We start from the raw sequence: 25,973 nt of genomic DNA on the forward strand, positions 1-25,973 counted from the left end.
ATTAAACCGTACAAAGATGAGAATACATAGAGTTTACTTTACCTTAGAGAAGCAAAGTAAGTTACATAGATAGTGCCTTATGGCAAAAATTTCGGTCTTGAAGGAATTGCTAACAAAACAATAATAGTATTCTACGATTAACACATTATTTATGATTACAATATATTTGGATAAACAAGTTTTCAGCCACCTCTTTAACGCAAGGGAAGAAAAGTACTCTCTTTTGCGCGAAAAGATATTATCTCACAAAGACGAATTCATTTTCTTTTATTCAAATGCTCATTTATTTGATTTGCAAGATGATAAAACAAACATAAAGTATGCAGAAATGGATTTTATGCAAACTATTGTTGATGGAAATCGTTTAATATACGAAGATGCTAAACAGGTGGTTATGAAGCAATCTCCTAGAGATGCTTTCATGAATATAGGAAAAGTCGGGGATATATCTTGGCTTGAAAATATTGATCTTTCGCAAATCACAGAAGAACAAAGGAAAGCAATCAATAATATTATTGATATTAGTATATTGGATTTAAAAGGAGAATTAAATTTTGATTGGATAATAAAAAGAACTCCAATTTCAACAGATGAACTCCAAATAGATAATTCTAGTTTTTCAGCATTTGTAAAATTTATGTTTCACAATCTTTATGAAGAGAAAGAGCCATATAAAATAGTAAGAGATAATACCATAGCCAAATACAATCCTACATTAATTACATCAGAAGATGAAAATGTCTTTAACGAACAGTTAGCTTCTGCTCCGTTAGGATTATCTTTTATAGATATGATTAAAGCTATTTTGACTCAAATAGGATTATCCTCCTCTGATTCTGCTACAGTATATTATATGTCATATATGCTTCTTGATCTATTAGGTGTCAATAAAGAAACTAGAAAGAAAGTTAAACTTAAAAATATGGAAGCTGATTGCTGTCATAGTTTTTTTGGATCATATTGTGATTGTATCGTTAGTGATGACGAAGGATTACGTCAAAAAAGCAAGACATTATATAAACTCTTTAATTTTGGAACAAAAGTATATTCAATAGATGATTTTATCAGAAAATTTGATGAAGCAATCAATAACAACAAAAAATCAGCATATGAATACTTTGATGAAATCAATAAAGATTATCAAGCCAAACAAATTTTGAAAGCAGATACTACACAAGAATATATTTTTACACACCTAAAGACATCCTGTGAATATTTTGGATACTTCAACTGTATGTTTGAAAGAAAATCAAAAGAAGAAACAGTCATTATACTACATAAAAGTTTTGATCTTAAACAGCCTATTCTTACGAAAGAAATAGAGATTATAGTCAATAGAATAGTTAGAGTATTCAATGAGATGGGAGCTAACTTTGCATTATTTAATGAAGCGATAGAACTACCTCAATTAAAAGCTGACAATTGGAATAGAATATTAATATTAAATGATGCAGATGTATGTTTAACAAAATTCAAAGATACCCCTATGTTGTGTTTATGGATTAAACCGAAAAAGCCAATACCATAGCACTAAATTTGGGATGAAAGATGAACCCCACATAGAGGTGGAGCAAAAATACAAGGCATTTACTTGTATTTCAAAGCAAAGCGTTATCTTTGTCGTATAATAAAATCGACTCCGCAAGACACTGCAAAATATTGCAAGAATCCGGTGGGACAATAGCGGGAGATTACTTCTTTAGCTAAAAGATACATCAAATATATTCAGCCACTTATCGTTGGATGACGATTTCAGGTAGAGTCAATATGCATTTAATCTTGAATAGGATATGAAGAAAGCTAGAAAGATAAAAAATAAATACTCAATAAAGCGGCAGAAAAGTGTGACCTTAAGTAAGATTAAAACACAAAATAGCAAATCAATTAAAGAAACTAACAGAAAAAGATTTGCAATGATTGAAGATAAAGAAGGGTACGCTTGTGTTGAAGCTAATGAAATTTTGTATGCAGAAGGAGATGACAAAACTGCAGTTGTCTATGTGTCTGAGCAAAGGACTTTCCCTTTAAGTGTTCCAATCAAAAAAGCAATAAAACAACTAATGTCACTAAATAAGATGGTTACTATTAGCGAGAATTGTATTGTAAATGCAAACCATATAAGTGAATTAGGAGAAAATTATGTTGTAGTTAATGGTAAAAAATTGAAATTAGACAAAGATAGATTGAAGGATATACAAAATGAAGTTTGTATTATTAACATTTATATAAATTGTTAATCTTGCATCTGTTGTTTCACAAGATTTTTCTCGGTATATTATTTGTTATGATAGAGAATTTCATTATCTTTGATTGTGAAAAAAGTGTTCTTTTATTTTATGCAAAAGCAGGTGATTTGAAGAATTCTACTCGTTTCTAAACCATTACCTGTCTAAAAAATAAATCTTGTAAATTCCTTATTCTCAATGAGTAAGAGTAAATTATATGTCTTGCGCAATGGAAGGTTAGTTCCTTCTTGGTAATTCCTGCTGCGTCACACCATTTCCTCAAATATGTACTTATCCAAACGCCATACTTAAAGCCACTAAATACACGTTCTGTTGGTTCTCCTCGTTCACCAAGATATTTGACAGCTTGGGCGGGAATGTCCATATATTCCTGTCCACCTGTCTTCTTCTGCTTAAACTCTATTCTTGTATATTCTCCAAACTTCTTGACCTCTTCCCAAGTCAATTTTTCAATATCACTTGCACGGAGACCTGTTAAGCAGGAGAAAAGAAAAGCTCTTTTTAACAGAGGTGAAGCACATGGGGTGTTGGCGAGCAGCTTGACTTCATCAAAAGTGAGATAGTCTCGTTTTACTTCTTCTGCCTTGAATCCTGTAATGCCAATTATTGGATTGGTTGGGATTATTCGCTCATTGAAAGCATGATTTATGCAAGCTCTCAATTTATTAAAGTATGAAACTTTCGTATTGGTTGATAGCTTTTCGTAAACACGCTTTGGTGCATTCGGACCACGTTTGAAGTCTTCCTTGTCCGCAACGTCAAGATAGTCCTTGAAGCCTTGTACAAATTCAGGAGTTACATCACGGAATGTTGTCTTCTCATCACAATATATCTCTAGGTAACGAAGACAGCTTTTCCAATTACCATAGTTACCTTTGCTATCAGCATTTTTACCTCGTTCTTCAATCATCTCTCTGAAGTAGGGAAGAAACAATATGTCTTCCTTGAACTGACGGGTAAAATCGTACTGACCATTTTGGATTTCAATTTGGCGTTTTGCTTTAATTGCTTGAGCAGTTGCCAATGTTTCTCTGTTTTGCTCTTTCTCTGCCTGAGTAGTAGCTTTGATGAGATACAGTTTTAAGTATTCCTTGTGGCGACGGCCATTACTATAGATGTCAAGGAACAAACTGATACTTCCATTTTTGAGCACTTTCTCGCGTAGCTTGACAGGCTCTTTTTGAACGTCGATTTTCTTTGCCATTTAATTACAGTATTAGTCGTTACTATTCAATTTTGTCCCCCGAGAATCCCGAGGGACAAGAAGGGACAAAATTTTAGTGCCTTTTTTGTCTCGGGGGACCATCTGGGGGACAAAAGTATAACAAATATCTGATACTGCAAAATAAGTAACAATTTCATATACAAAGAAACGCAAATATCGCAATCTGCTGTATTATAGCGTTTTAATTGCTGATATTTGCGTTTTATACGGTTTTCTTTGTATCCGTTTTCAATTCATAAAAGTGCCATTTATTTTCCGATGCAGCATATCGAACTGCTTGAAAACAAAAGAATTGGCATTTAAACGGTAGAAAAGCCATTTTTCGCTTGTTTTTCAGGCTCAAAACTGCCTATTTTGCCACTCTTTTCTCTTGAATCGGAACCAACGGGAAAACTGCCGTTTCCCGTCCGAAGTCCACCTATTTTCTATCCGTTGCGAAGATACGAAATAAGCGGTAATTTCACCAACTGAAGTCAACTAAAAACAAGATGCAGTCACGAAGATTTTTGCAGCCAAAAGAAAAACATGTTGTGTCGTGTATGGATTCTGGTCAACAGGGTAGGTTGTCTGGCGAAGCCATTTCTTTTCTTCCCTTTGTTCTGACTTTACTTTATTAGGCGTATATATGAGTACGGTGATAAAGTAAAGTTACTTTTTAGAATATGCCGGACCAGGGAAGATTTGGTGGATATTGACAAAATAGCGAAAAAAGATTTGGTGGAAAGTATAACCCTCATTGTTTATCTACTTGCATCACTAAAAACATAGTTATATGGAAAGTGATATTTTCAGCAGAAAAACATATTGAATATGCTTTTATATTAAAATAATATCTATCTTTGTGCTATGAACAATCCATTGCGACAGTTGGGAAATATCCCTGTTACGGCTTCCGTTTTGGAGTCCCTGTTTCCACATATCAAGGGCGGAAACCAGAAACTCAGGTTACTTGAGCGTGACAAACAGATAATACGTCTCAAGAAAGGGCTTTATGTGTGCAGTCCTGAAATAACGGGGAAAACACTTTCGACCGAATTGATAGCTAATCATCTGTATGCTCCATCATATGTTTCCATGTCATCGGCTTTGCGTTACTATGGGCTGATACCGGAAGAGGTTTACACCAAACAGTCCATGACTTTGAAGTATGCCAAGAACTTTGACACGCCGTTTGGCAGGTTTGAATATACGCATATATCTAAGGCCGCATTTCCTGTAGGACTGACAAGTATCAAGAAAGATGGCTACGCATTTGTGATGGCTACACCGGAAAAGGCTCTTTGTGATCTGATTGCAAATTCTCCAAAAGTGAATTTGCGCTATCTGAAAGATGCCGAGATTTATCTGGAGGAGGATATACGGATGGAACGAGAAGATTTTATGCAGATGGATGCCGGGGTATTTGAAGAATACATCAAGGTCGGCAAAAAGTCTGATTCGATACGCACATTACTTAAATTGCTGAAGAAATGAAGAATGAGATTTATGACAATATGCTCTCGGCATACGATATGGCTACGGAGCAACAGAAGCGGAACGCCATATTTGAAGTGAACCAGCAGGTGATACTTGCAGGGCTCTACAACGGTGGCTTCTTCGACGTGGCTGCTTTCTATGGCGGTACCTGCCTCAGAATTTTTCATGGCCTCCAGCGCTTCAGCGAGGATATGGATTTTTCCCTTCTAGCTCCCGATGACAAGTTTGATTTCACGAAATACTTCCAGCCCATCATAGATGAATTTGCCATTGTCGGTCGTGAGGTGGAGATTAAAAAGAAGGACAAAAAGGGATTCGGGAAGGTGGAATCCGCTTTCCTGAAAGACAATACGGATGTGTATGATGTATCTTTCCAGACCGATAAATCCATAAAAATAAAAATTGAGGTTGATACTCAACCCCCGTTGAATTTCAGAACGGAGCAAAAACTGCTTTTACAACCGCACTCCTTCATGACACGCTGTTTCACTTTGCCGGATTTGTTTGCCGGGAAGATGCACGCATTGGTGTACAGGGGCTGGAAAAACAGGGTGAAAGGTCGTGACTGGTATGATTTTGAATGGTATGTTCGCCATAATGTACCTCTTGATTTTGCCCATCTCGCAGAACGTGTCCGCCAGTTCAACAATGAAGAAATCGGACAGGCGGAGTTCTTGGCTCAATTGAAGGACAGATTAGTTTCGGCGAACATTAATCAGGTAAAGAGCGATGTTCTTCCCTTTGTTAGGAATCCCAAGGAACTTGACATCTGGTCAAACGATTATTTTGTCCAGTTGGCAGATATGATGAAGTTTGAATAATAACAGTTAATATTTACTGATTATGGCAAAACAGATTTTGATTGGCATTAAGGAAAAGAAACTGAGTGAGGTTGCGCACTATCTTATGATATATTTCCCATATAACGAGGAAATGTGCAGCTATACGGATGTATGGATGGGAGAACAACTGTACGAGAACAAATATCCGTTGGTTTCTAAAGGTTTGTGGTCAGGAATAATCGACTTGAAAACAAATAAGTTGCTAAATTGGAAGTCTGAATATGGGGATATGTACTTACAAGCCAAAGTCTGCGACAGCGGCACGTATTTCCTGCTCGATAAAGATAAAAAAGCAATATGTAAGATTGCCGGATATGTCCCAAACGGCCTGATTCCGGAGTCAGATGACTGCGGTGACTATATCCGTTTAAGGATCAATAGTGACGGCTCGATAGAAAACTGGCCTGAGAATCCGGACTATTCTGATTTTATAGAAGGCTCTGAGTCTGTTGAAAGAATTGACACGGATATCGAAGAAGAACCGATACTGGATACCAGAGTTGAGTTCACTTACAGCCAACTTATGGCAAAATTGCTTCGGTTGCCTAAATTCTTGCAGCTGGAAATAGGCAAAGCGTTAGTGGCAAATGCTTCGGATGGATTTGAGGAAGACGAATGAATAAGATTTCCTTATGTTCTACAGGTGTGAAAATAATGGTTATTTTGGGAATGACAAGAAGTCTATATAGGATTTTCATGAGAAGATGTGAAAAAAAATGACATAAATGATTATGACGGATACATGTCTTAATATAATAACGCAGTTAACGGTTGAATTACATAAAGATGATACCTCAAAAGAAAAGTTGGGGACTGGTGTGCTTTATACCAATAGGAAATTGTCTGGGGTGATATATGTTTTGACGGCCAAGCATTGCCTTGTAAAGTTAGGGGAAAAAGGTAGGGTATCGTTAAGAATTTATAAACCTGATACCAGTACATACGAATACGTTACCCCTGTTAAGCAAAAAATTTTGCTTCATCCCGTAGACGATGCAGGTATAATCATTATTAATAAACGAGAGCTTGCCCCGGTTGTCTCTGACCTTCCATCGGTGTACGTGATTGATAAGAATTTTGGAGTTGACGAAGCAGTGAGTAAGGGATTCCCTGTGGCAACCCTTGATCAGACCAACGAAAATGGAGAGTCATTCTTGGCAATGATCAGAATGACTTACCTTCATGAAGATATAACTGAGAATGTATTCCAGCTTTCTACAAATGACGATTATAGTGAAGATACAATTATCGGAATGTCAGGTTCCGGTATTTTTATAGAAGCTTGTGAGGAGTTGTATATTAATGGAATTTTCATTAGGTACACTGATGAGGAGCGTGGAAAGGTTATAAGTGCTCAGAGGTTGATTTCCTTCAATAAACTGCTGGAAAAAGAGTATAAAAAGAAAATGTCATTGTCATTCCTCGGGTATCACGGTTTAGGACATAAGACATTAAAAAACAATGTTGAAGATTCCGTAGCAAACTTGGGTCCAAGATATTGTAAGAAAGTCAATGTTAAGACAGGAGCTGCCAAGTATTTTGACTGCGTGGCAAAAACTCCTGCATATTTTGAGCGATTGTACAAAAATATAGATTCTTGGTTAACAGAGAAAAGCTATAGAACAAGAAAGGATTCTATTAGAATAGGCCAGTTAGAATCTCATCTTAAAGCGATTCGAGACGATTTTATTGTAGCATTGGCAGATTTGGATCAACATGTAGATTCTATCATTGATTTTTCAGGTTTGATGAAGCGCGTTGAATCTCTTCAAAACGAAATAGAAGAAGTTAGACTTAGATTTTATTCTGATTATTCCTCGACAAAAAAAGATGATAATGTAAGGAAAGAGCTTGAAGCTGATGAAGCCAGATTATCAGAAATATCTCAAGATTTGTATTCATTCACTGAAAACTTTGAAGATTTAAAGATTAATCTAGCAAACAATCCCTATTTGATAATTAAGGGTGAAGCTGGTTGTGGAAAGTCGCATTTGTTAGGTGATGTTGCCAGTAAGAGAATCGATGATGGTCTGCCCACTTTGTTGTTCTTAGGAACAGACTTCTCTGAGGGGGCTTATGAAACAACCATTACTTCAAAAGTAGGTTTTGTAGGTTCTTTCCGGGAATTCCTATCCAGTTTCAATCAGATAGGAACCCAAGTAGGTTCGAGGGCACTTCTGATGATTGATGCGCTGAATGAAGGACCTCAGGCTGTATTATGGAAAGACAAACTTTCTGGACTTATCAAGTCTCTTAAAGACTATCCTGCGATAGGTTTAGTGGTGTCAGTGCGTGATACATACTTTGATGATGTTATTCCCGATGGGGTGGAAACTGATTCGGGAGCTACCGTTATTGAGCATAAAGGATTTAAAGGTTTGGAATATGAGGCGGTAAGACAGTTCTGTTCGGCGTATGAGTTGAACTTGCCCAATGTTCCCATTCTTACACCTGAGTTTTGTAACCCTTTATTTTTGAAGATAATTTGCGATACACTTGAAACCTCTGGAGAGAAAAATTTTCCTAAAGGATTTAATGGCGTTTCATCACTGTTTAATCAGTACTTCAAGAATTTGGATAAGAAGTTTGCTGAAAAGAGATCCGAATATAAATATAGGGATGTTGTCAGTGCGGCGGTTAAACTGCTGGCATTCCCTATATTTGAGGCTAAATATAATCTTCTAAGGATAAAAGATGCAGACTCATTATTGCAACAACAATTTCCTTCTTGTCATAATTTGCTTGCAGATCTAATAGACAACAATTTGCTGCTTAAAACGAAGTATTCTTTTGATGGAGAAAATATCGACGGTGTTGTTTTCTCTTATCAGAGGATCAGTGATTTTATAATTGCGCGTGAAATTGTCAATAAGTTTCGAGATTGGGAATCGTTTGCAGAAAACATAAATACAGACAAAACTTTGCATTCCATTTTTGTAGACAAGCATTGGTCATTCAACGGAATTCTAGAAGCTATGGCTATCTTAATCCCCGAGAGATTTTCTCATGAGATGACAGATGTCATTCATTTCATTCCAGAAGATGAGTTTGAAAGAGTATATTATACATGTCTTGACACAATTTCTGAGGCCGAGATAAATAGTTTGTGTTGGCGCACTATAGAATCCATTGACAAAAAAACTATAAGGCAGTTTCTAGGCTCCAAATATTGCAATATAGATTCTGATTATTGGTATAATAAATTGGTAGAGTTTTCAACTATCCCTAATCATCCTTTTAATGCTGATTATTTTCATACACTAATGATGGGGTTTACCATGCCAAAACGTGATGGCAGATTCCAATTCTTTTTCAATGGTTGCGCAGGATATGATGATAACAGGTGTGCCAATCCTCTGCGGCGTTTGATAGACTGGGCATGGGCTGAAAATGTATCTGTAAAAGCAGATCCCGAATCAACTAGATTGGCAGCCATTATGCTTTGTTGGTTGCTGTCATCAACATATATTAAACACAGAGATGAGGCAACAAAAGCTCTTGTCAACCTTCTTTCTGAGCAGGTAGAAGTATTGATTGAAACGCTACGCCAGTTTGAGAATGTGGATGATATGTATATCTATGAACGGTTGTATGCTGTGGCTTACGGGGTCGCATTGCGGACTTCATCACGCGATGGGCTGTTGAAACTTGCAAGATATGTATATGAAACCATTTTCAAACGTAATAACCCACCAAAAAATATTTTACTGCGAGATTATGCAAGAAATATTGTTGAGTACGCCAGATATAAGGGGGCTATAACTGCTGTTGATATGAAAAAGGTTCGCCCGCCATATGCGACCACACTCCCTACATGGCCTGCCGATGATGAAGTTAACTACTTTCATATTGATTATGATGCACCAGATTTCAAGGAAAGAAAAGGTTCGGAGCAAAACCTAATTTGGGAATCGGTGAAAGGTGGGTTGGCGGATTTCTGGAATAAGATAGCTATGCCGACAATCGAACACTTTTATCCAATACCGATTTCTGATGAAAAAGAATTCAATAAAGCATTACGTCTGTTTAAGGGAAGTATGAAGAAACTGGCTAAAAATATGTGTGAAAGGAAAGCTGTTTTAATCTTAAATAGGCAAAAAGGGCTAAAGAATGCTAGCGAAAACGATACTATGTTCGAAATTATTTGTAATAAGATAGAAAAGTTAATGTCGGTAGAGCAGAAAAAGGCTTTATACGAAATAATGATTCCTTTTAAAGTAAGGGAATTACCTTTGAAGCAACATCATTATGATAGATTTCCAACTGAAGGGATTAGAAATTGGGTTGTTAAGAGAGCCTATGAATTAGGATTTGATGTGAATTTGCATGGTGCTTACGATCGTTTTGCAAAGAACTGGACGTTCCGTAATTCAGATAAAAGAATAGACCGCATAGGAAAGAAATATCAGTGGATAGCCTTTCATGAGATTATGGGGATCTTGGCAGACAATTACAAATATGAGGATGATTATGCAAACGAGGGCTCTGGAGGATATGAGCTGTTTCATGGAACATGGCAATCTTTTCTGAGAAATATCAATCCTTCAATGATTGCAAGAGTAAAAAGCGTTGAGAGTGAGGCTGCGGATGATAACTGGGCGGCTGAAGAACACGAATGGTATGAGGAAGAACAGTTTGATAACTGGGAGTATTCTGGTACAAATGAATCATGGGCATCCATGATTAGAGATTTGCCAGATCCTGTTTCTTTAATCCAAAAATTGGATGATAACGGCATAGAATGGTTGACCCTGAATAACTCCAGGAGTTGGGATGAACCCAAAGACATTGGTAAGGAAAAATATGAGTATAAACACTTAAAGCATGATGTCTATTTGGCTGCAGATGCCATCCTTGTAAAGCAACAAGACAAAGAGGAGGCAATACAGTCTTTAGATGGTAGAGATTTATGGAATGGTATAGAATTACCAACCGACGACTGGCAATATCTTGTGAACAGGGAAAAATACTGGTCACCAGCATATAAAGATGTTTATAGAAACCGACAAGGTTGGGCAAATTCAATAGATGGGCTAGATGTACCATATTATTATTCTTGTGAGCAAGCCTGCGGACATATTGAAGCTGACATGTCAGGCACTATCAGCAAATATAGCATTCCGTGCAGGTTATTATTCGAGGGTATGGGCATGGAGTATGATTTACATGACGGTCAATATTTGGATAAAGACGGCAACCTTGTGGCGTTAACATATGGGTACGACCAGATTTTGGTTAAAAAGGAGCCTCTTTTACGATTTTTGAAGCAAAGTGGACTGGCTATCTTGTGGATTGTACGGGGGGAAAAGCGGGTATATATAAGTGGAGGAATGGGATGTCAGTGCCTATATGCCCCATGTGGAGTATATTATTTGGATGATAACAATGTTCCGGAAGGTGTCCTTAGAACATATAAGAGAGTGTGATATGAGACTGTTCTGTTACAAAGCAAAGTGTGGTGATGCATTTCATCTACAATATGAGGGTGAAAGTGGTAGATGTCGTAACATATTTCTTGACATGGGGTACTCTAAGACTTATACCCAGGTGTTGAAAGGTGTTATTTCAAATCTTATTAGGAGTTCAGAACAGATAGATGCTTTGTTCTTGTCCCATATTCATGATGACCACATTGGCGGAGCTGGTAGATTCATAAAAGATATTCAAAAAGATTGTGCTTTGGGGAATGTTGTTTGTCGGTGGATATATAATCCGCCAAGAATGTATGATGTTGAACAAACTTTTGATAATAAGAACGGAGTGCTATGTGGCATAGTCTCAGGGGATAAAGTCTATGAATATATTCAGTCACATAGCCCATTAGATTTGGGTGATGTTATAGAGGGGATGTCTTTTAGTATTGATGGAATGAGGATAACAATCCTTTCTCCTGATGAGGACAAACTGAACCTACTTAGAGAAAAATATTCAAACAATCGTCCATTGTGTAAGTCTGAAACAAATGAGATTAGTGTTGAAGCGGGTAATGTTGTTGATGATTATGCAACATCACTGAATGATTTTAATACAGACTGTTTTCAAGAAGACATAAGTGTTGAGAACGCCAGCAGTATAGCCGCATTGTTTGAGTGTGTGGGGAAAAGAATTTTATGGCTTTCTGACTCTGTGCCATCAGTTATAATACACTCATTGTTTAAACTAGGATATTGTGAAGCGAACAAACTGCATTGCGATGCTGTCTTGCTTTCGCATCATGGAAGTGTAGCAAATAATAGCTTAGCTCTATTTAAGATGATACAATGTGAAAAGTATATTATTAGCGCAGATGGAATTAATCGTTATTGTCTACCAAACAAAGAAACTGTAGCAAGAATAATTTCTGCTTCTTCGAAACTACCTGTAACGCTGTATTTAAATTATGATGATGGCCGGTTGGTGAGAATGTTTAAATCTGATGTCCCAGAGTATGTGAAATCAATGATTGATATTCATTATTTACATGATATGGAGGCTATCGATTTATGAACTGAAAAGGGTCAGACATGTCATGAACTGGTGTCTGACAGATTTTGTTGGCAGTGTAAACTGAACTGTGTCAAGCTTAGTTTTATAGGATCAGAGTTGGCGGACATGTCCGCCAACTCTGATCGCGAATTTATCAAACCTATCAAAGAACTCCAAATAAAAGTGTTTTTCAGGCCAGTATCCTGAACCTGTCCGGGAACAGGATCGCCAGTTGCTGGGCGGTCTGCCCCCAGTTCTGGACCGGTTGCGTCCACTTCTTCCGGATTCGCGTAAATGCGAGATAGACAAGTTTTTCAAGGGCGGTGTCGGAGGTAAATACTCCCTTGTCCTTGGTTACCTTGCGCAACTGGCGATGATAGCCCTCCACAGTATTGGTGGTGTATATTATCCTCCTGATATGCTGTGAATACTGAAAATAAGCGGTCAGTCGGTCCCAGTTGTCTCGCCAGCTCTTGATGACAATCGGATAGTTCTCGCCCCACTTGATTTCAAGATCGTCAAGAGCCTTTTCAGCGGCATCCTTATTGACAGCCTGGTATACGAGCTTCAGGTCCCGCATGAACGCCTTCTGGTTCTTGCTCGCGACATACTTGATCGAGTTGCGGATCTGGTGCACGATGCACAGTTGGACCGTGGTCTCCGGGAAAATACTTGCAATCGCATCTGGAAAGCCCTTGAGCCCGTCCACGCAGGCTATGAGGATATCCTGGACTCCTCTGTTCTGGAGATCCGTAAGCACCCCGAGCCAGAAGTTGGCTCCCTCGCTCTTGGATATATACATGCCCAAAAGTTCTTTCCGTCCTTCGGAATTGAGCGCCAGCACATTATATATGGCTCTGGTCACAGGCCGGTTCTTCTCGTCCATTACCTTGTAATGAACCGCATCAAGCCATACGATGGGATACACCCGGTCCAGGGGACGGTTTTTCCAGCTCTGTATCTCAGGTAGGACTCGGTCCGTGATGCTGCTGATGGTCTCGGCCGATATGCGGTTGCCGAACTGCTCCTCCAGGATGTCGCTTATCTCTCTTGTGCTGTTGCCGATGGCGTACAGGCCTATGATCCGGTCCGCTAGTGAGTCCGCAAGGATCTTCTCGCGTTTGCGCACAACCTGGGGATCGAATGTGCCGTCCCGGTCGCGCGGTGTGTTTATGGTCACTTCGCCCATCGACGTCTGTACCTGCTTGCTCATGTGTCCGTTGCGGCGGTTGCCAAACTCGCGTTCGCCTCCTTCCAGATGGCTGTCCATCTCTCCTTCAAGGGCACTGTTAAGCAGATTCTCCAACAGCGGTGCCAATACTCCATCCTTGCCGGAAAGAGGGACTCCGGCCTTCAACTGTTCAATAGCATTCGCCTTGAACCCTTCAAAATCAAATGAATTGCTCATAATTAAAGTGTGTCTGTAAAGTTAATCGCTTTTCCTTTACTTGACACACTTTAGTTTACAGTCTCGATTTTGTTCAGATGTTTTCTGCTCGCCACTCTTCAAAAACCATCGATGTTCACAAACGTATAAGGCTTCTGTAATGTCTACCGTACTATTGCTTTGTTTGGCCTCACTTCTTTGTAGATGTACGATATCCCATAGACCATCCTTGTTTTGATGCAATTGGAATCTATGCAGGAGAATACCGCTGCGGCAGACATAAATCCAGCCATCATCGAGATAGAATCCATATCGTGCCTCCCAACCCGTATCAAATGCTTTGAGAATACGTCTGCGTAATTCGGTGTTAATCCGTATGTTCTGAAACGGATTCTCAATCGTAATCCAGTTATGGAGTTCCACATTTGTCAAGGCGCGGTTTTTAGGGTAGAATACACGGACATTTTCTTTGTGTTGTTTGATGGTGTTGAGAATGTCTGAATATTTTGCAATGATGCTGTCAGGAAACACAATATGGTTGTACCAGTTTCCCTCCGGTCTGTATTTCTTTTTGAGAAACGTCATTTCACAGCTATACATGGCCTCGGCAAACGCTCCTGTAAGAATGGTATTGACTTGTCTGTTTCCGGGAAGTTTTATCGCATTGTGTATGGCACTTGTATAGTCGAAAGCGCAATAGAAAGCATTCCATGCACGGATAAGTATGCTGAGCGCTCCAGTCCCTTTCTGCCAGTTATCGTTTTGTGCAAAAGAGTAGAATGTACCACCAAATTCCACTTGCCCGGCCTCTTTCTTTGTTGTCCCATGCCGTAATGCGTAGATGATTTCAGCCATAAAGGATGCAGCATAAATTTCTTCTTTGTCGTTCCATAGACAATAACAATAGGTCTTTATGGCATGTCGCATTTCTTCTTCATTCTCATACAGCCATGCAACAGCAATTGCCCTTATGACAGATTTTATCCGCTCTTTTTCCCATCCGTCAAAAGAGAACAGTCTCCGATATTCGCTTATCGGCACATCTCTGTCATGTATGAGGGCATCGCATGTAACCAATAAGGTATGGGCATAATCTGACAATTTTGCTTCCTGAGAAACCAATTTCGGATAAAAGCTCTCGTGATCGTTCTCCCACGTCCATGCCGCCAAGTCACCTATGATTGCACCTAACATATTTCCAAAATATTTTATCTGCCGTCAAATTGAGGTTTTTCTATTCCAAACAATTCATACAGTCTTCCTGATGCAGATTCGGAAAGGTATGTTTCAGGCTGACCGCTTTCTACCGGCTCTCCGTTCAGAAAATCAAGCTGCTCGTTAGCTACAGTGACGGGACCTTTGGCATTGGTAAAGACATAGAAACAACAGTCGTCAACGGCATGAAGGAGTTCTTTTTCTTCCACAAAATAGGCAGCGTCATCATCGCCTACGGCTATACAATAGAGTAGGTAAAGATCTACTTCGTTTCCATGTCTATAGATGAATACCACCTTGTCCTTTTTCTTCGGAAGATTTCGTTTCCAAGGCGGAAAGCCACCCCAACGAAAATAGGTACATCCCTGATTGAGCAACGAGATTGTGAAGTCGGCAAATTCTTCGTCATCAAGCTCCATCGCCCTCAGCAGATGGTTGGTAACCTCCACTTCATCCTTGCTTACAATATAGATTTTCATATACAGTTTCCCGGTTCGTGGATTCTCTCCCTCGATCCGGCTGAGTTCGCATCCAAAAGTCTCTGTCCAGCCCATATCCAACATCATGGCTATGGGCTCATTCTCGGTACGTGGAACATAACCTAAGATATAATCGAAATCAAAATCTTCGGGATCGCCATTGTAATCATCTGCCAATGCTACGGCAACGGCATTCCTATCGTGCAGATTGCCTTTCTCTCTGACCAAAGCAAGTTCCGCACCCTCATAAAGTTCATCCCATACATTTTCAAGATTGTGAAATGTAGTTCCTGCTATATGACACTCTTTATACAGAACATGAATTTTTCGGCGGGGTATGAAAGGTGGTGCAGGCATACCATCCAGCGGAAGTTCAGGAGCAGCTACTTCACCCTGAAGAATATGTATGTCTGCATTTTCAGTTGTGTCATCTCCACTGCCTTGAATGGGGATTTTCACATTCAGGTCAATATCCATAATTCCTTTCCTGTTTAACTGTTCCTGCAAGTCACGCAGTTCTGCATCACATTTGGAACAAGTGCCCGTGCACTCGCCCTTGTGGGTACATTCTGTCGGGACGTATTCCAAACCATACTGTTCTGCTATCTGCTTTCGGATTGCTTTCAGTCTTTCGCATTTTTCTTTACCAGTTTCCATGTTCGTAGTGTTATGAATGTTAGCGGTTATTGGTTCTATATCTTACCTTTATAATGTCCGTGAAGTTAAAGCGTCGTTCAATATCCTTGATATCGAGGTCTAAATCGCGACCGTCAGTAAATCCGGGTATCTGCGGAACTTTTATCGTTACCTTTTCCTGTGGTATGTTCATTTGAAGTAAGCTCAGTTGCTGTAGAACTCCTGATGTCTTTCCTGTATATTGCTCGTAGGCGGGTGGATCCATTGTCTTGATATCTACAATCCAATGGTCAACCACCTCGCTCAACTGTTTAATTACGTTATCTGAGCAATGCAGGCAGGTCTCTAAGGTAATCTTCCATCTATGACCGCATATCTTCCGAAACTCCACAATGAAATCCGCGTACATTGTAGGTTCTCCACCACCAAAGCAAATGCCTCCGCCCGTGGTTTGGAAATAGGGATTGTCAACTTTCACCAACTCATACAGGTTTTGAGGCGTAAGCATCATTATGTTTTTCAGCAGAGTTGTGCCGTCAGTTTCATAGACGGGTTCGTGGCATTGCGGATTCAGGCAGTATTTACAATTCAGAGGACAGCCCATGAAAGCCACTAGCGTAGTAATGCCCTTGCCGTCAGTCCCCATACGCAGCCTGCTGATGGCGAATATCGGTGCTTTTATTGTACTTCCGAAGTCTTGCATAGTTAGTATATCACTAATTTATCTAGATCGTTTTTGATATGCTCAAAATCCCGACTTAGATCCATGGTTCTGACCATCAAGATATTCCCGTCATTAGTTTTAAAATTGCCATAAGGTTGAATGTCTGCTGCTGTCTTAGCATACAACAGCAGACCATCTACATTCCCGGTATGATCCTTGTCTTCATTCATAACGTAAGTGTGTATTTGATAGATGTTAGAGGAGTGGAAGGTGGGCTTACCGAAATGCTCCTGAAAGTTCCTGCTGTAATATTTAGTGTCAATGATAAGTGTTCGCTCATCAAGCGTCAGCGTAATGTCTGATTGCATGATAGGCAACATGCTTGATGAACTTACACTATTGTCGCTAACATTCCATTTTATCTGCTTTGCAGAGGCTTTATATTCCGGATGATGCCTCTTGTAGTATTCTATTACAAAACGCTGGAACAGCAGGTTCATGTGTTCGTCAGAGAACTGTGGCATTTTGGTGTCACCTTGTTCTGTAGATAATAGCTGGTTCTTCAATATGAAATAGCACAAACTATGCAACATCTGATAAGTTCTGGAGTTCCTGTCGTATCTTAATGAATCCCATCTTATGAATGATGGATTCATGGTGTCAACGCCGTCAAAGAACAGCATCAGTTTTCTGAGGCTTCTTTTCCTCTCAATTTTAACATCAGATTTACCAAGAAGTAAATTGACTGTTGTTTTTACAATTGCATTGTAGAGATTATTGGCTGTAAGTTCATCATATTCACAGGCAAGGCATGTACGCTGACTGATTTTCTCTTTGATTGTTCCTTGTATGTCTAACTTACCTCTTAAGGTGGTCAGAGTGTCTTCTATGATGGCATACTCCTTATGCAATCCTTGTTTTAATAGATATGCTATGCCTTTGGAGATAATTTCGGCAAACAGGTCGTATATATTGTCGAAACTTTCTCCGGCTATATACTCATAATTGTTGTGTCTCAACTCCTTGAATGCGTAGGTGAGCATATAGTATATGTTCTTTATGGGTATGGTTCTGTCTATTGTCATTTTAACAAGCTTCTCAAGGTGTTGATATGTGATTCATACTTTTGGACATCATCAAACCAGTACTCCTTGAGCATAGGCTCGATGTCATATTCAATCACATTCTCCAACCATTCCATAGAGAACGCCGACTGATTACAGAAGTAGCTGTGACCTATACAGAATCCACTGCCTAATGAATCGTCATTGCTGATGGATTCATTGAGCACCTGTATGCCGTCAATGATATTGTCTAGTTTTTTATTCGACAAAGACGCTATATAGCTTTTGAAGCCTTCTGTCTTAAAGCCGGGTTTCATCTCAAAGAAACTGAACCGTCTGCGAAGCGCATAGTCTATCATGGCCAAAGAGCGGTCAGCGGTATTCATCATGCCGATGATGTATAAGTTCTCCGGTACGGAAAAAGGTTCATCCGTGTATGCCAACCTGATTTCTTTTCCCCGATAGCTGTTTTCAATAAGCATCAGTAATTCTCCAAAAATCTTACTGAGATTTCCTCGGTTGATTTCATCTATGATAAAGAAAAAATCTTTGTCTGGAGTATTCTGTGCTTTCTTGCAGAATCTATAGAATATACCGTATTTCAGCTCAAATCCTCCATCCGCATTGGGCTTGTAACCCAGAATAAAGTCCTCGTATGAATAGTTTTGGTGGAATTGGATAAGTTCGATTCTTTGTTTGTCTTTGACGCCCATGAGTGTATAAGCTAACCTTTCTGCCGTGAAAGTTTTGCCCACTCCTGGTGCTCCTTGAAGAATGATATTCTTCTTGTTCTTAAGCAGGGCCTTTAGTCTATGCAGGTCTGTAGAAGACATGTAAACCTCATTCAGAAAATTCGAATCAGTATATGCCTCAAGAGTCTGTGTTGCCGATAGTGGATTCTCCTTGCGGATTATTTCCATTAGCACTTGATACTCGTCTTCTGTGACTTTGAAAAGTGTGCCACGTCCACCGCCAGCTAAGCACTCCATGTTATGCAATTCTTCATACCCTTTAATGGTCGAGTAATCAATGGGATTCAGTAGCTGTTCTGTCTTCCTGAAGTATAGGTGCTTGTCATCTGTGTCCTTGGCTATTTCTCCCAACGCAACCACTTGCAGGGTCGGAGTCGATGCATAACCTATGACGACATCACCTGCTTTGGCATCCAGAAAGTTTTGGTATACTCTACGTTTATTGCCATTTTCGTTCACCAATGTATATTCGATAATCTCACCAACATCAATATCTGAGAACTTCCATACGTCAGGAGACGCTACCAGCCACCAGTATTGCTTTGATGTTGTTGACTGGGATGGTGCTGTTTCATTCCCGTCAATAACAATATCATTCAGGTTCTTTACGAATTCCGGATATTTGGAAATGTCCGTTAGCGTTTTCTGCACAAGCTTGTGAATGGAATAGTTCCAGTCTCCGTCGTGAGTCCATTTTACTTTTCGGATGTGACGGTAAGTCGATAGGGTTTCGTCGTAACGGTAGTCACCTTCTACAACTCCTCGTCCGATAATCTTGTTAATGCCTTTCTTGACATATATAATATCTCCCTCACGAACCTCATGTGCAAACTGCCATAGCGCAAGACTGTCATTCTTAAATGAAGCATCCTCCTTGCCGTAGGCCACCTGTAACGCTTTGGTCAGTTCTTCTCTGTTTTCGAACTCAGATAAGTCGCCAATCAAGTCCCAGCCAAGACGCATGGTTTGGGATTCTTTGCACTCATCCCACATACAGGCATTTTCACCTGGGGCAAAGAGCCAGACTTTGCTCTTTGCTTTAAATTTTTCTGCCTCCATAATGGCAAGCAGTTCATCGTAGAATACATATAAATCTTTATCCCCTTTCTTCTCAAGTAAAAATTTGTATAAATCAACTCTGGAGCGTTTCTTTGCGTTTGGTAGTCCAAAATGAGTGGCGAGAGGAATCAGCCAACCGTCTTTATCGTAAATAGGCAATAACTGCTCATTAGAATATAAGAATGCGATCTTCCATGTAGTTATAGGCCAAAGTTCTTTCATCTTCTCAATCTCGCCCCATTCCGCATTGCGTGCATGGTGGGCTATCTTTACAATTGCATTCCGGACATTGTTGAATGCTTCTTCAGAAGTGCTTCCCAAACGGCTACTCCACGAATAGTTCTCATCATGTGCGTATTTTGAATTATCGTCTTTGGGAGTTCTGTCGAACTTAAAAATGCCGAATTTATATGCAGCACCACCCCATATTGACCCTAATTCTTTTGTCTTTGCTTCAAGCCAATAGCAGAATGAATTATCTCTATTAAGATTGCTATACTCTTCCAAAGTCATATTCTCAAGACTTTCAATAGGGAATTGCTGTAGAAATTGGTTATATAATGTTCTTCTATCCATGTTCAAAGGAGTATTTGAAAGGGGTTGTTATATACTTATTGTTTTTGAGAACAAAAATATAAAAACAATTCGAGCTATCGAATATAATTCGCTATATTTGCACAATAAAATTGCATTTAAGGATGAAGTTAAATAGGATAAAGGCAGTCTTGGTGGACAAAGGCATTTCTCAGACGTGGTTGGCTAAAAAGCTGGATAAGAGTTTCAGTATGGTTAATGCCTATGCTTGTAACAGAATCCAGCCAAACTTGGAGACACTGCAACAGATAGCAGAGATCCTTCAAGTTGACTTAAAAGATCTGATAACAGATAAGGATGAACGAGAATGATGTTCTGTGGGCATGTGTTATCTTTTTGGCGTGTAACTTCTGATAATGCAGAAATATAGGAATGACTATGACTCCGGAAGAAAAAGCGAGGCAAAAGATAGATCAGTGGTTCGCCGAGGCGGGTTGGAAGGTAATCAATAGGGAAGACTATGAACCGACCTGTACGGCTGTCGCCATAAGGGAAGGGTTGCTAAAAGGTAATCTTGAAGCTGATTATTTCCTTTTTATTAATGGTAAAGCTGTTGGTGTGTTAGAAGCAAAGAGGGAAGATATAGATGCTCTTTCCGATAAGGTATGTGAGCAGGCGGCATTATATGCTAAAAGTGTTCCTCATATCTATCAGGCATATCAGAAACCATTGCCGTTTATCTTCACGTCAAATGGCAAGGAACTGTATTTCTGTGATTTTCGTGAACAAGAGCAGGGCTTTAAACAGATCATAGCTATTCCGACTCCCTATGAATTAGTCAAACAGTTGGGAATAAGTGATTATTTCGCAGGACTTCCAACTTTGCAGAAAAAAGGATTGCGTGATTGCCAGTACGAGGCTGTAACCGAGCTGGAAAAAAGTTTTCGTGCAGGACAGAACCGGGCTCTGATGGTTTTGGCGACCGGTGCAGGCAAGACATATACGGCTTGCCTTGCCGCATACCGTCTGCTATCCTACACTCCCATGCGAAGAATACTGTTTCTGGTGGACAGGAATAATCTGGGCAAACAGGCAGAGGGTGAATTCGGAACTTTTCGGTTGACAGAAAACGGAGATGCCTTCAATACCATATTTACGGTGAACAGGCTTCGTTCCTCATCCATTCCGTCAGACAGTAATGTGATTATTTCGACTATTCAGCGACTTTTTTCATTCTTGAAAGGGGATACTATCGAAGATAACGATGAAGATGATGGCAATGAACCAACCGAAGAAATCATTTTGCCGCCTAATCCGAACCTACCGCATGATTATTTTGATCTGATCATCATAGATGAATGTCACCGTTCAATATATGGCAACTGGCGGAAAGTTCTGGAGTATTTCGATATAGCAAGACTCATAGGCTTGACAGCCACGCCTGTTCCTGAAACCATGGCATTCTTCAATAACAACCGCATAGTCAACTATACCTTGGAAAAAAGCATAGTTGATGGTGTTAATGTGGATTGCCGTGTGTATAGAATCAAAACACAGGTGACGGAAAATGGCGGTGCTATATTGGAAGGGGAAAAGGTAAAAGAGGAAACACGCTATACAGGAGATATTAAAACCATCTTAAACAAAGAAGCCAAGACCTATACTAACAAGGAGTTAAACCGAAGTGTCATCAACCCGGCACAAATCAAGCTTGTCCTATCCACTTATCGGGATGCTGTCTATACCGAACTGTTCAATGACCCTCAAAGGGAAGCCAATTTTGACTGGCTATCGAAGACATTGATATTTGCACTCAACGAAACTCACGCTACCAATATCGTGCAGATAGCGAAAGAGGTATTCGGGCGTACCGATAACCGTTTTATACAGAAAATAACATATTCTGCAGGTGATAGCAACGAGCTGATACGCCAGTTCCGAAATGACAGGGATTTCCGTATAGCAGTGACCTGCACGTTAGTCGCGACAGGGACTGACATAAAGCCGTTGGAGGTGGTGATGTTCATGCGTGATGTCGAATCGTTGCCTCTCTATATACAGATGAAAGGACGCGGTGTTCGCACCATCGGAGATGAACAACTGCGTAATGTGACCCCGAACGCTTTTAGCAAAGACTGCTTCTACTTGGTAGATGCCGTAGGTGTAACTGAACACGAAAAGACTATACCGACGGCTACGGATGAACCGACAACAAAGATTATCTCCCTTAAAGAACTATTGGAGCGTATCAGTCATGGTTATATTCCTGATGAGTACCTGCAACGTCTTGCCGCAACGCTTTCCAGAATATATAACAAGGCAGACAACTCTCAACGGGCAGAGTTTGCTCGTCTGGCTCATGATGACATGAAAGACCTTGCTTCCCGGATTTATGGTTCACTTGAAAACGGCATGCTTCCGCCTTTTATCAGTGTTGATGAGCCAAATAACGAGCGAAAGGGATTGGTTGCTCCTCTTGCCAATCATGCGGATGCAAGACGATATTTGCTTATTCTCGCCGCCGGATTTGTCAATACGCTGATGCCGGGAGAAGACACGCTTATCTCGAAAGGTTTTTCCATTGAAGAAGCCAAAAATACAACCGAGGCTTTCGAGAAGTTTTGTAGAGAACACAGTGATGAAATTGAAGCATTGCGAATCATTTACAACAATGAAGGAGAACCTATTACCTATTCAATGTTGAAAGATTTGGAGAATAAGCTCAAAATGGCAGACAACCATTTCACTTCCAAACAACTTTGGAACTCGTATGCCATTCTTAATCCAAACAGCGTGCGACGTTCCACTACAAAAGAAGAAAGCGATGCACTGACAAATATTATCCAGCTTGTGCGTTATGCCTTCCGGCAAATCGAACGGTTGGATAGCGTGGTAGCTACCTCCAAGCAGTATTTCAATCTGTGGTTAGGACAAAACCAACGTGAAATAACCGATAAGCAGCGTGAAGTGATAAGTCGCATAGTGGATTACATAGCCTCCAATGGTGCTTGTACAGTGAAGGATATCCGTGAAGACGATGCGACCCATGCGGCACAAATGATACGGGCGTTCGGTAATATGCAGAAAGCAGACGATGCGCTCCGTTCTCTTTATACATTCGTGGTTTTAAGAAAAGCAGCATAAAAATATGGCAACAAATAATACAACAGAGCAATCACTTACAAAGAAGGTATGGAATCTGGCAACTACTCTTGCCGGGCAAGGAATTGGGTTTACCGATTATATAACCCAGCTTACCTATCTTCTGTTTTTGAAGATGGATGCCGAGAATGTGGAAATGTTTGGAGAAGAATCCGCTATTCCAGACGGCTATCAGTGGGTGGATTTGATTTCTCTTGACGGTTTGGAACTGGTTAGGCAGTATGAAGATACGCTTAAACTACTTAGTGAACAAGAGAATCTGATTGGCACTATATATACAAAGGCACAAAATAAGATTGACAAGCCTGTCTATTTGAAAAAGGTCATTTCCATGATTGATGAAGAGCAATGGCTTATCATGGATGGTGATGTGAAGGGAGCTATTTACGAAAGCATTCTTGAAAAGAACGGACAGGACAAGAAAAGCGGTGCCGGACAATATTTTACGCCTCGTCCGCTTATCAAGGCGATGGTGGATTGTATAGCTCCGCAAATTGGAGAAACGGTCTGTGACCCGGCTTGTGGAACAGGTGGTTTCCTTTTGACTGCATACGATTATATGAAAGGACAATCGGCAAGTAAGGAGAAACGAGATTTCCTGCGTAATAGTGCCTTACATGGTGTGGACAATACTCCATTGGTGGTAACGCTTGCTTCTATGAATCTGTATTTGCATGGCGTAGGTACAGACAGAAGTCCTATTGTGTGTGAAGATTCGTTGGAAAAAGAACCAGCTACTCTTGTAGATGTAGTACTTGCAAATCCTCCGTTCGGAACACGTCCGGCAGGATCTGTTGACATTAACCGTCCGGATTTTTATGTAGAGACAAAGAATAACCAGTTGAACTTCCTCCAGCATATAATGCTGATGCTTAAAACCGGAGGACGTGCAGCCGTAGTATTGCCGGATAATGTTCTTTTTGAAGGAGGTGCGGGTGAAACGATACGAAAGAAGTTGCTGACGGATTTTAATCTGCATACCATTCTACGCTTGCCTACGGGTATATTCTACGCTCAAGGCGTAAAAGCCAATGTCCTGTTCTTTATGAAAGGACAACCGACAAAAGAGGTCTGGTTTTACGACTATCGTACAGGTATCAAGCATACTCTTGCCACCAACAAGCTCGAACGCCATCATCTGGATGATTTCGTCTCTTGTTACAATAACAGAGTAGAAACCTACGATGCGGAAAACAATCCGCAGGGACGATGGCGGAAATATCCGGTAGAAGATATTTTTGCCCGAGACAAAACGAGCCTTGACATTACATGGATAAAACAGGGTGGAGAGGAGGATGAGCGTACCTTGGCGGAACTGATGGCGGATATAAAAGAAAAAAGCCAGACGATAAGTGCTGCTGTGGCAGAGCTTGAAAAACTGTTGGCAAACATAAATGAAGATTGAATCTATGGGAGATAATAAGATAACCGTTTCAATTGAGCAGCAGTTCGGGGAAGTCATAGACATCATTCTCCAGCATAAAAGCCGTGCTTCTAAAGCGGTCAATAAGGAGTTGTTGCTTACGGCATGGCATGTGGGAGGTTATGTTTCAGCCAAACTGAAAAGCGAAGAATGGGGAAGTAAGGTCGTGACGCAACTGTCTGAATATATCCGCTCACAGCGGCCTGATATTAAAGGATATAGCAGAAGAAGTATTTACAATATGGTCATGTTTTATGATGCGTATTCTACAACGTCTTTTTTAACGACAGTGGAGAATTTCTTGTCTTCGGAATTTGTGCAGCCAACGACTGCACAAATAGAGGCATCTAATTTTGAACCTTCATCGGACCATGCGATAACTGTGCAGCCAAAAACTGCACAAATTGTCCAGACGGTAATAGGACAGATGCCGAAGATACTGGAGTTGACCACATTGACCAACCATATAGAGATACTATGCCGCTGTAAAAATAACGAAGAACGGATGTTCTACATACTCTATGCCAATAAAGAACATCTGGTAAAACGGGAACTACAGCGTTGTATCTCGAACCAGACATTTTCGGCTTTATTGGGCAGCAAGGACAATATGTCAAAAGGATTGCTTGAGACATACCCTAATGCTCCCATTATGTTCAAAGACACATTGTTTGTTGATTTCTTGGATTTGCCGAAAAAGCATAGTGAATCCCGGTTGAGAAACGGATTGCTGGAGCACATGAAGCAGTTCATTCTTGAATTGGGCAAGGATTTCATATTCATGGATCAGGAATATCGTCTCAATATCGGGGCTTCCACATTCAAGGCTGACTTGTTGTTCTTTCATCGTGGATTGCAGGCACTGGTTGCTGTAGAATTGAAAAAGACCAAATTCCATCCTCGCGACCTCGGCCAGTTGGAATTTTATCTGGAAGCACTCGACCGTGATGTGAAACGTTCCAATGAGAATCCGTCTATTGGTATAATTCTCTGTCCGGAAGCTGACCGGGTAGTGGTGGAATATGCCATGAGCCGGAGCATGAGCCCTACGATGATTGCAGAATACAAGCGCATCCTTATTCCGCAGGAGCGTATGCAGGAGAAATTGAACGAATTTTGTAACCTGTTCCTGAATAAAGACTGATCGCCATGGATACCAATAAATTACGTCAAAAGATATTAGACCTTGCCATTCATGGCAGACTCGTGCCGCAAGACCCGAATGATGAACCGGCTTCTGTTTTGCTTGAACGCATCAAGGCAGAGAAAGAGCGCTTGATAAAAGAAGGGAAGATAAAAAGGAGTAAAAAGTCTGCAAAGACTTCTGATACGCCCCATTATGAG

18 protein-coding genes and 1 pseudogene are annotated in these 25,973 nt (G+C 40.3%); 12 read left to right on the forward strand and 7 right to left on the reverse strand.

The genetic code is table 11. From position 1 onward, the window contains the following. Positions 1 to 151 precede the first annotated feature (151 nt). A complete protein-coding gene (locus tag ACZOVS_RS08125) occupies positions 152 to 1,528 on the forward strand; it encodes a hypothetical protein (protein ID WP_483996738.1) in 1,377 nt (458 codons plus the stop codon). A gap of 262 nt (positions 1,529 to 1,790) precedes the next feature. Beyond that, positions 1,791 to 2,237, forward strand: a complete 447-nt coding sequence (locus tag ACZOVS_RS08130; RefSeq protein ID WP_301939555.1) for a LytTR family transcriptional regulator DNA-binding domain-containing protein — start codon at positions 1,791 to 1,793, stop codon at positions 2,235 to 2,237. Between the two features lie 136 nt (positions 2,238 to 2,373). On the opposite strand, the gene ACZOVS_RS08135 is transcribed toward ACZOVS_RS08130, so the two are convergent. Then, positions 2,374 to 3,450, reverse strand: coding sequence for a phage integrase SAM-like domain-containing protein (locus ACZOVS_RS08135; protein WP_483996739.1), 1,077 nt, complete (start codon positions 3,448 to 3,450; stop codon positions 2,374 to 2,376). Positions 3,451 to 4,317: 867 nt separating this feature from the next. Between ACZOVS_RS08135 and ACZOVS_RS08140 the strand changes: the two genes are divergently transcribed. The 5 genes from ACZOVS_RS08140 (at position 4,318) to ACZOVS_RS08160 (ending at position 12,275) form a co-directional block, all read left to right on the forward strand. After that, positions 4,318 to 4,944 carry a type IV toxin-antitoxin system AbiEi family antitoxin domain-containing protein gene (locus ACZOVS_RS08140; RefSeq protein WP_087249100.1) on the forward strand — a complete coding sequence of 209 codons (627 nt, stop codon included), beginning with the start codon at positions 4,318 to 4,320 and terminating at the stop codon, positions 4,942 to 4,944. Then, on the forward strand, positions 4,941 to 5,768 hold the full coding sequence (locus tag ACZOVS_RS08145; RefSeq protein ID WP_087249102.1) for a nucleotidyl transferase AbiEii/AbiGii toxin family protein: 828 nt from the start codon (positions 4,941 to 4,943) through the stop codon (positions 5,766 to 5,768). Before ACZOVS_RS08140 ends, ACZOVS_RS08145 begins: the two co-directional genes overlap by 4 nt. 22 nt (positions 5,769 to 5,790) lie before the next feature. Next, the gene (locus ACZOVS_RS08150; protein ID WP_087249104.1) at positions 5,791 to 6,408 is read left to right on the forward strand and encodes a hypothetical protein; all 618 of its coding nucleotides are present in this window, start codon (positions 5,791 to 5,793) and stop codon (positions 6,406 to 6,408) included. 106 nt (positions 6,409 to 6,514) lie between these two features. Next, a complete protein-coding gene (gene avs2, locus ACZOVS_RS08155) occupies positions 6,515 to 11,215 on the forward strand; it encodes an AVAST type 2 anti-phage system protein Avs2 (RefSeq protein ID WP_483996740.1) in 4,701 nt (1,566 codons plus the stop codon). Between the two features lie 94 nt (positions 11,216 to 11,309). Next, positions 11,310 to 12,275 (forward strand): MBL fold metallo-hydrolase, encoded by a 966-nt coding sequence (locus ACZOVS_RS08160; RefSeq protein ID WP_249054969.1) that lies wholly within the window; start codon positions 11,310 to 11,312, stop codon positions 12,273 to 12,275. A gap of 169 nt (positions 12,276 to 12,444) precedes the next feature. Here the strand turns inward: ACZOVS_RS08160 and ACZOVS_RS08165 are convergent, their stop codons facing one another. The 6 genes from ACZOVS_RS08165 to ACZOVS_RS08190 are packed head-to-tail and all read right to left on the reverse strand — an operon-like array spanning position 12,445 to position 20,086. Beyond that, positions 12,445 to 13,662, reverse strand: a complete 1,218-nt coding sequence (locus ACZOVS_RS08165; RefSeq protein WP_483996741.1) for an IS256 family transposase — start codon at positions 13,660 to 13,662, stop codon at positions 12,445 to 12,447. A gap of 36 nt (positions 13,663 to 13,698) precedes the next feature. Beyond that, a complete protein-coding gene (locus tag ACZOVS_RS08170; RefSeq protein ID WP_483996742.1) occupies positions 13,699 to 14,835 on the reverse strand; it encodes an ADP-ribosylglycohydrolase family protein in 1,137 nt (378 codons plus the stop codon). A 14-nt stretch (positions 14,836 to 14,849) separates the two neighbouring features. Continuing rightward, positions 14,850 to 15,992 carry an HIRAN domain-containing protein gene (locus ACZOVS_RS08175; protein ID WP_483996743.1) on the reverse strand — a complete coding sequence of 381 codons (1,143 nt, stop codon included), beginning with the start codon at positions 15,990 to 15,992 and terminating at the stop codon, positions 14,850 to 14,852. Positions 15,993 to 16,011: 19 nt separating this feature from the next. Further along, a complete protein-coding gene (locus ACZOVS_RS08180) occupies positions 16,012 to 16,674 on the reverse strand; it encodes a radical SAM protein (RefSeq protein ID WP_087249114.1) in 663 nt (220 codons plus the stop codon). Positions 16,675 to 16,676: 2 nt separating this feature from the next. Then, positions 16,677 to 17,720: a 5-methylcytosine-specific restriction endonuclease system specificity protein McrC gene (mcrC, locus tag ACZOVS_RS08185; protein WP_204402250.1), complete on the reverse strand. Its 1,044-nt coding sequence runs from the start codon at positions 17,718 to 17,720 to the stop codon at positions 16,677 to 16,679. Beyond that, a complete protein-coding gene (locus tag ACZOVS_RS08190) occupies positions 17,717 to 20,086 on the reverse strand; it encodes an AAA family ATPase (protein ID WP_483996744.1) in 2,370 nt (789 codons plus the stop codon). The genes mcrC and ACZOVS_RS08190 overlap by 4 nt, the downstream gene beginning before the upstream one ends. Before the next feature lie 122 nt (positions 20,087 to 20,208). Between ACZOVS_RS08190 and ACZOVS_RS08195 the strand changes: the two genes are divergently transcribed. From ACZOVS_RS08195 to ACZOVS_RS08215, 5 genes and pseudogenes are all read left to right on the forward strand, one after another. Next, positions 20,209 to 20,415 (forward strand): helix-turn-helix domain-containing protein, encoded by a 207-nt coding sequence (locus tag ACZOVS_RS08195; protein ID WP_087249120.1) that lies wholly within the window; start codon positions 20,209 to 20,211, stop codon positions 20,413 to 20,415. A gap of 67 nt (positions 20,416 to 20,482) precedes the next feature. Next, complete coding sequence (locus ACZOVS_RS08200; protein WP_483996746.1) at positions 20,483 to 23,188, forward strand: type I restriction endonuclease subunit R; 2,706 nt, start codon at positions 20,483 to 20,485, stop codon at positions 23,186 to 23,188. Between the two features lie 4 nt (positions 23,189 to 23,192). Beyond that, positions 23,193 to 24,611: a type I restriction-modification system subunit M gene (locus ACZOVS_RS08205; RefSeq protein WP_204402249.1), complete on the forward strand. Its 1,419-nt coding sequence runs from the start codon at positions 23,193 to 23,195 to the stop codon at positions 24,609 to 24,611. Beyond that, on the forward strand, positions 24,601 to 25,773 hold the full coding sequence (locus ACZOVS_RS08210) for a PDDEXK nuclease domain-containing protein (protein ID WP_420867965.1): 1,173 nt from the start codon (positions 24,601 to 24,603) through the stop codon (positions 25,771 to 25,773). The genes ACZOVS_RS08205 and ACZOVS_RS08210 overlap by 11 nt, the downstream gene beginning before the upstream one ends. A 5-nt stretch (positions 25,774 to 25,778) precedes the next feature. Continuing rightward, positions 25,779 to 25,973: pseudogene (locus tag ACZOVS_RS08215) on the forward strand (restriction endonuclease subunit S); the annotation flags it as partial.

Source organism: Candidatus Limimorpha avicola (genome assembly GCF_056978975.1).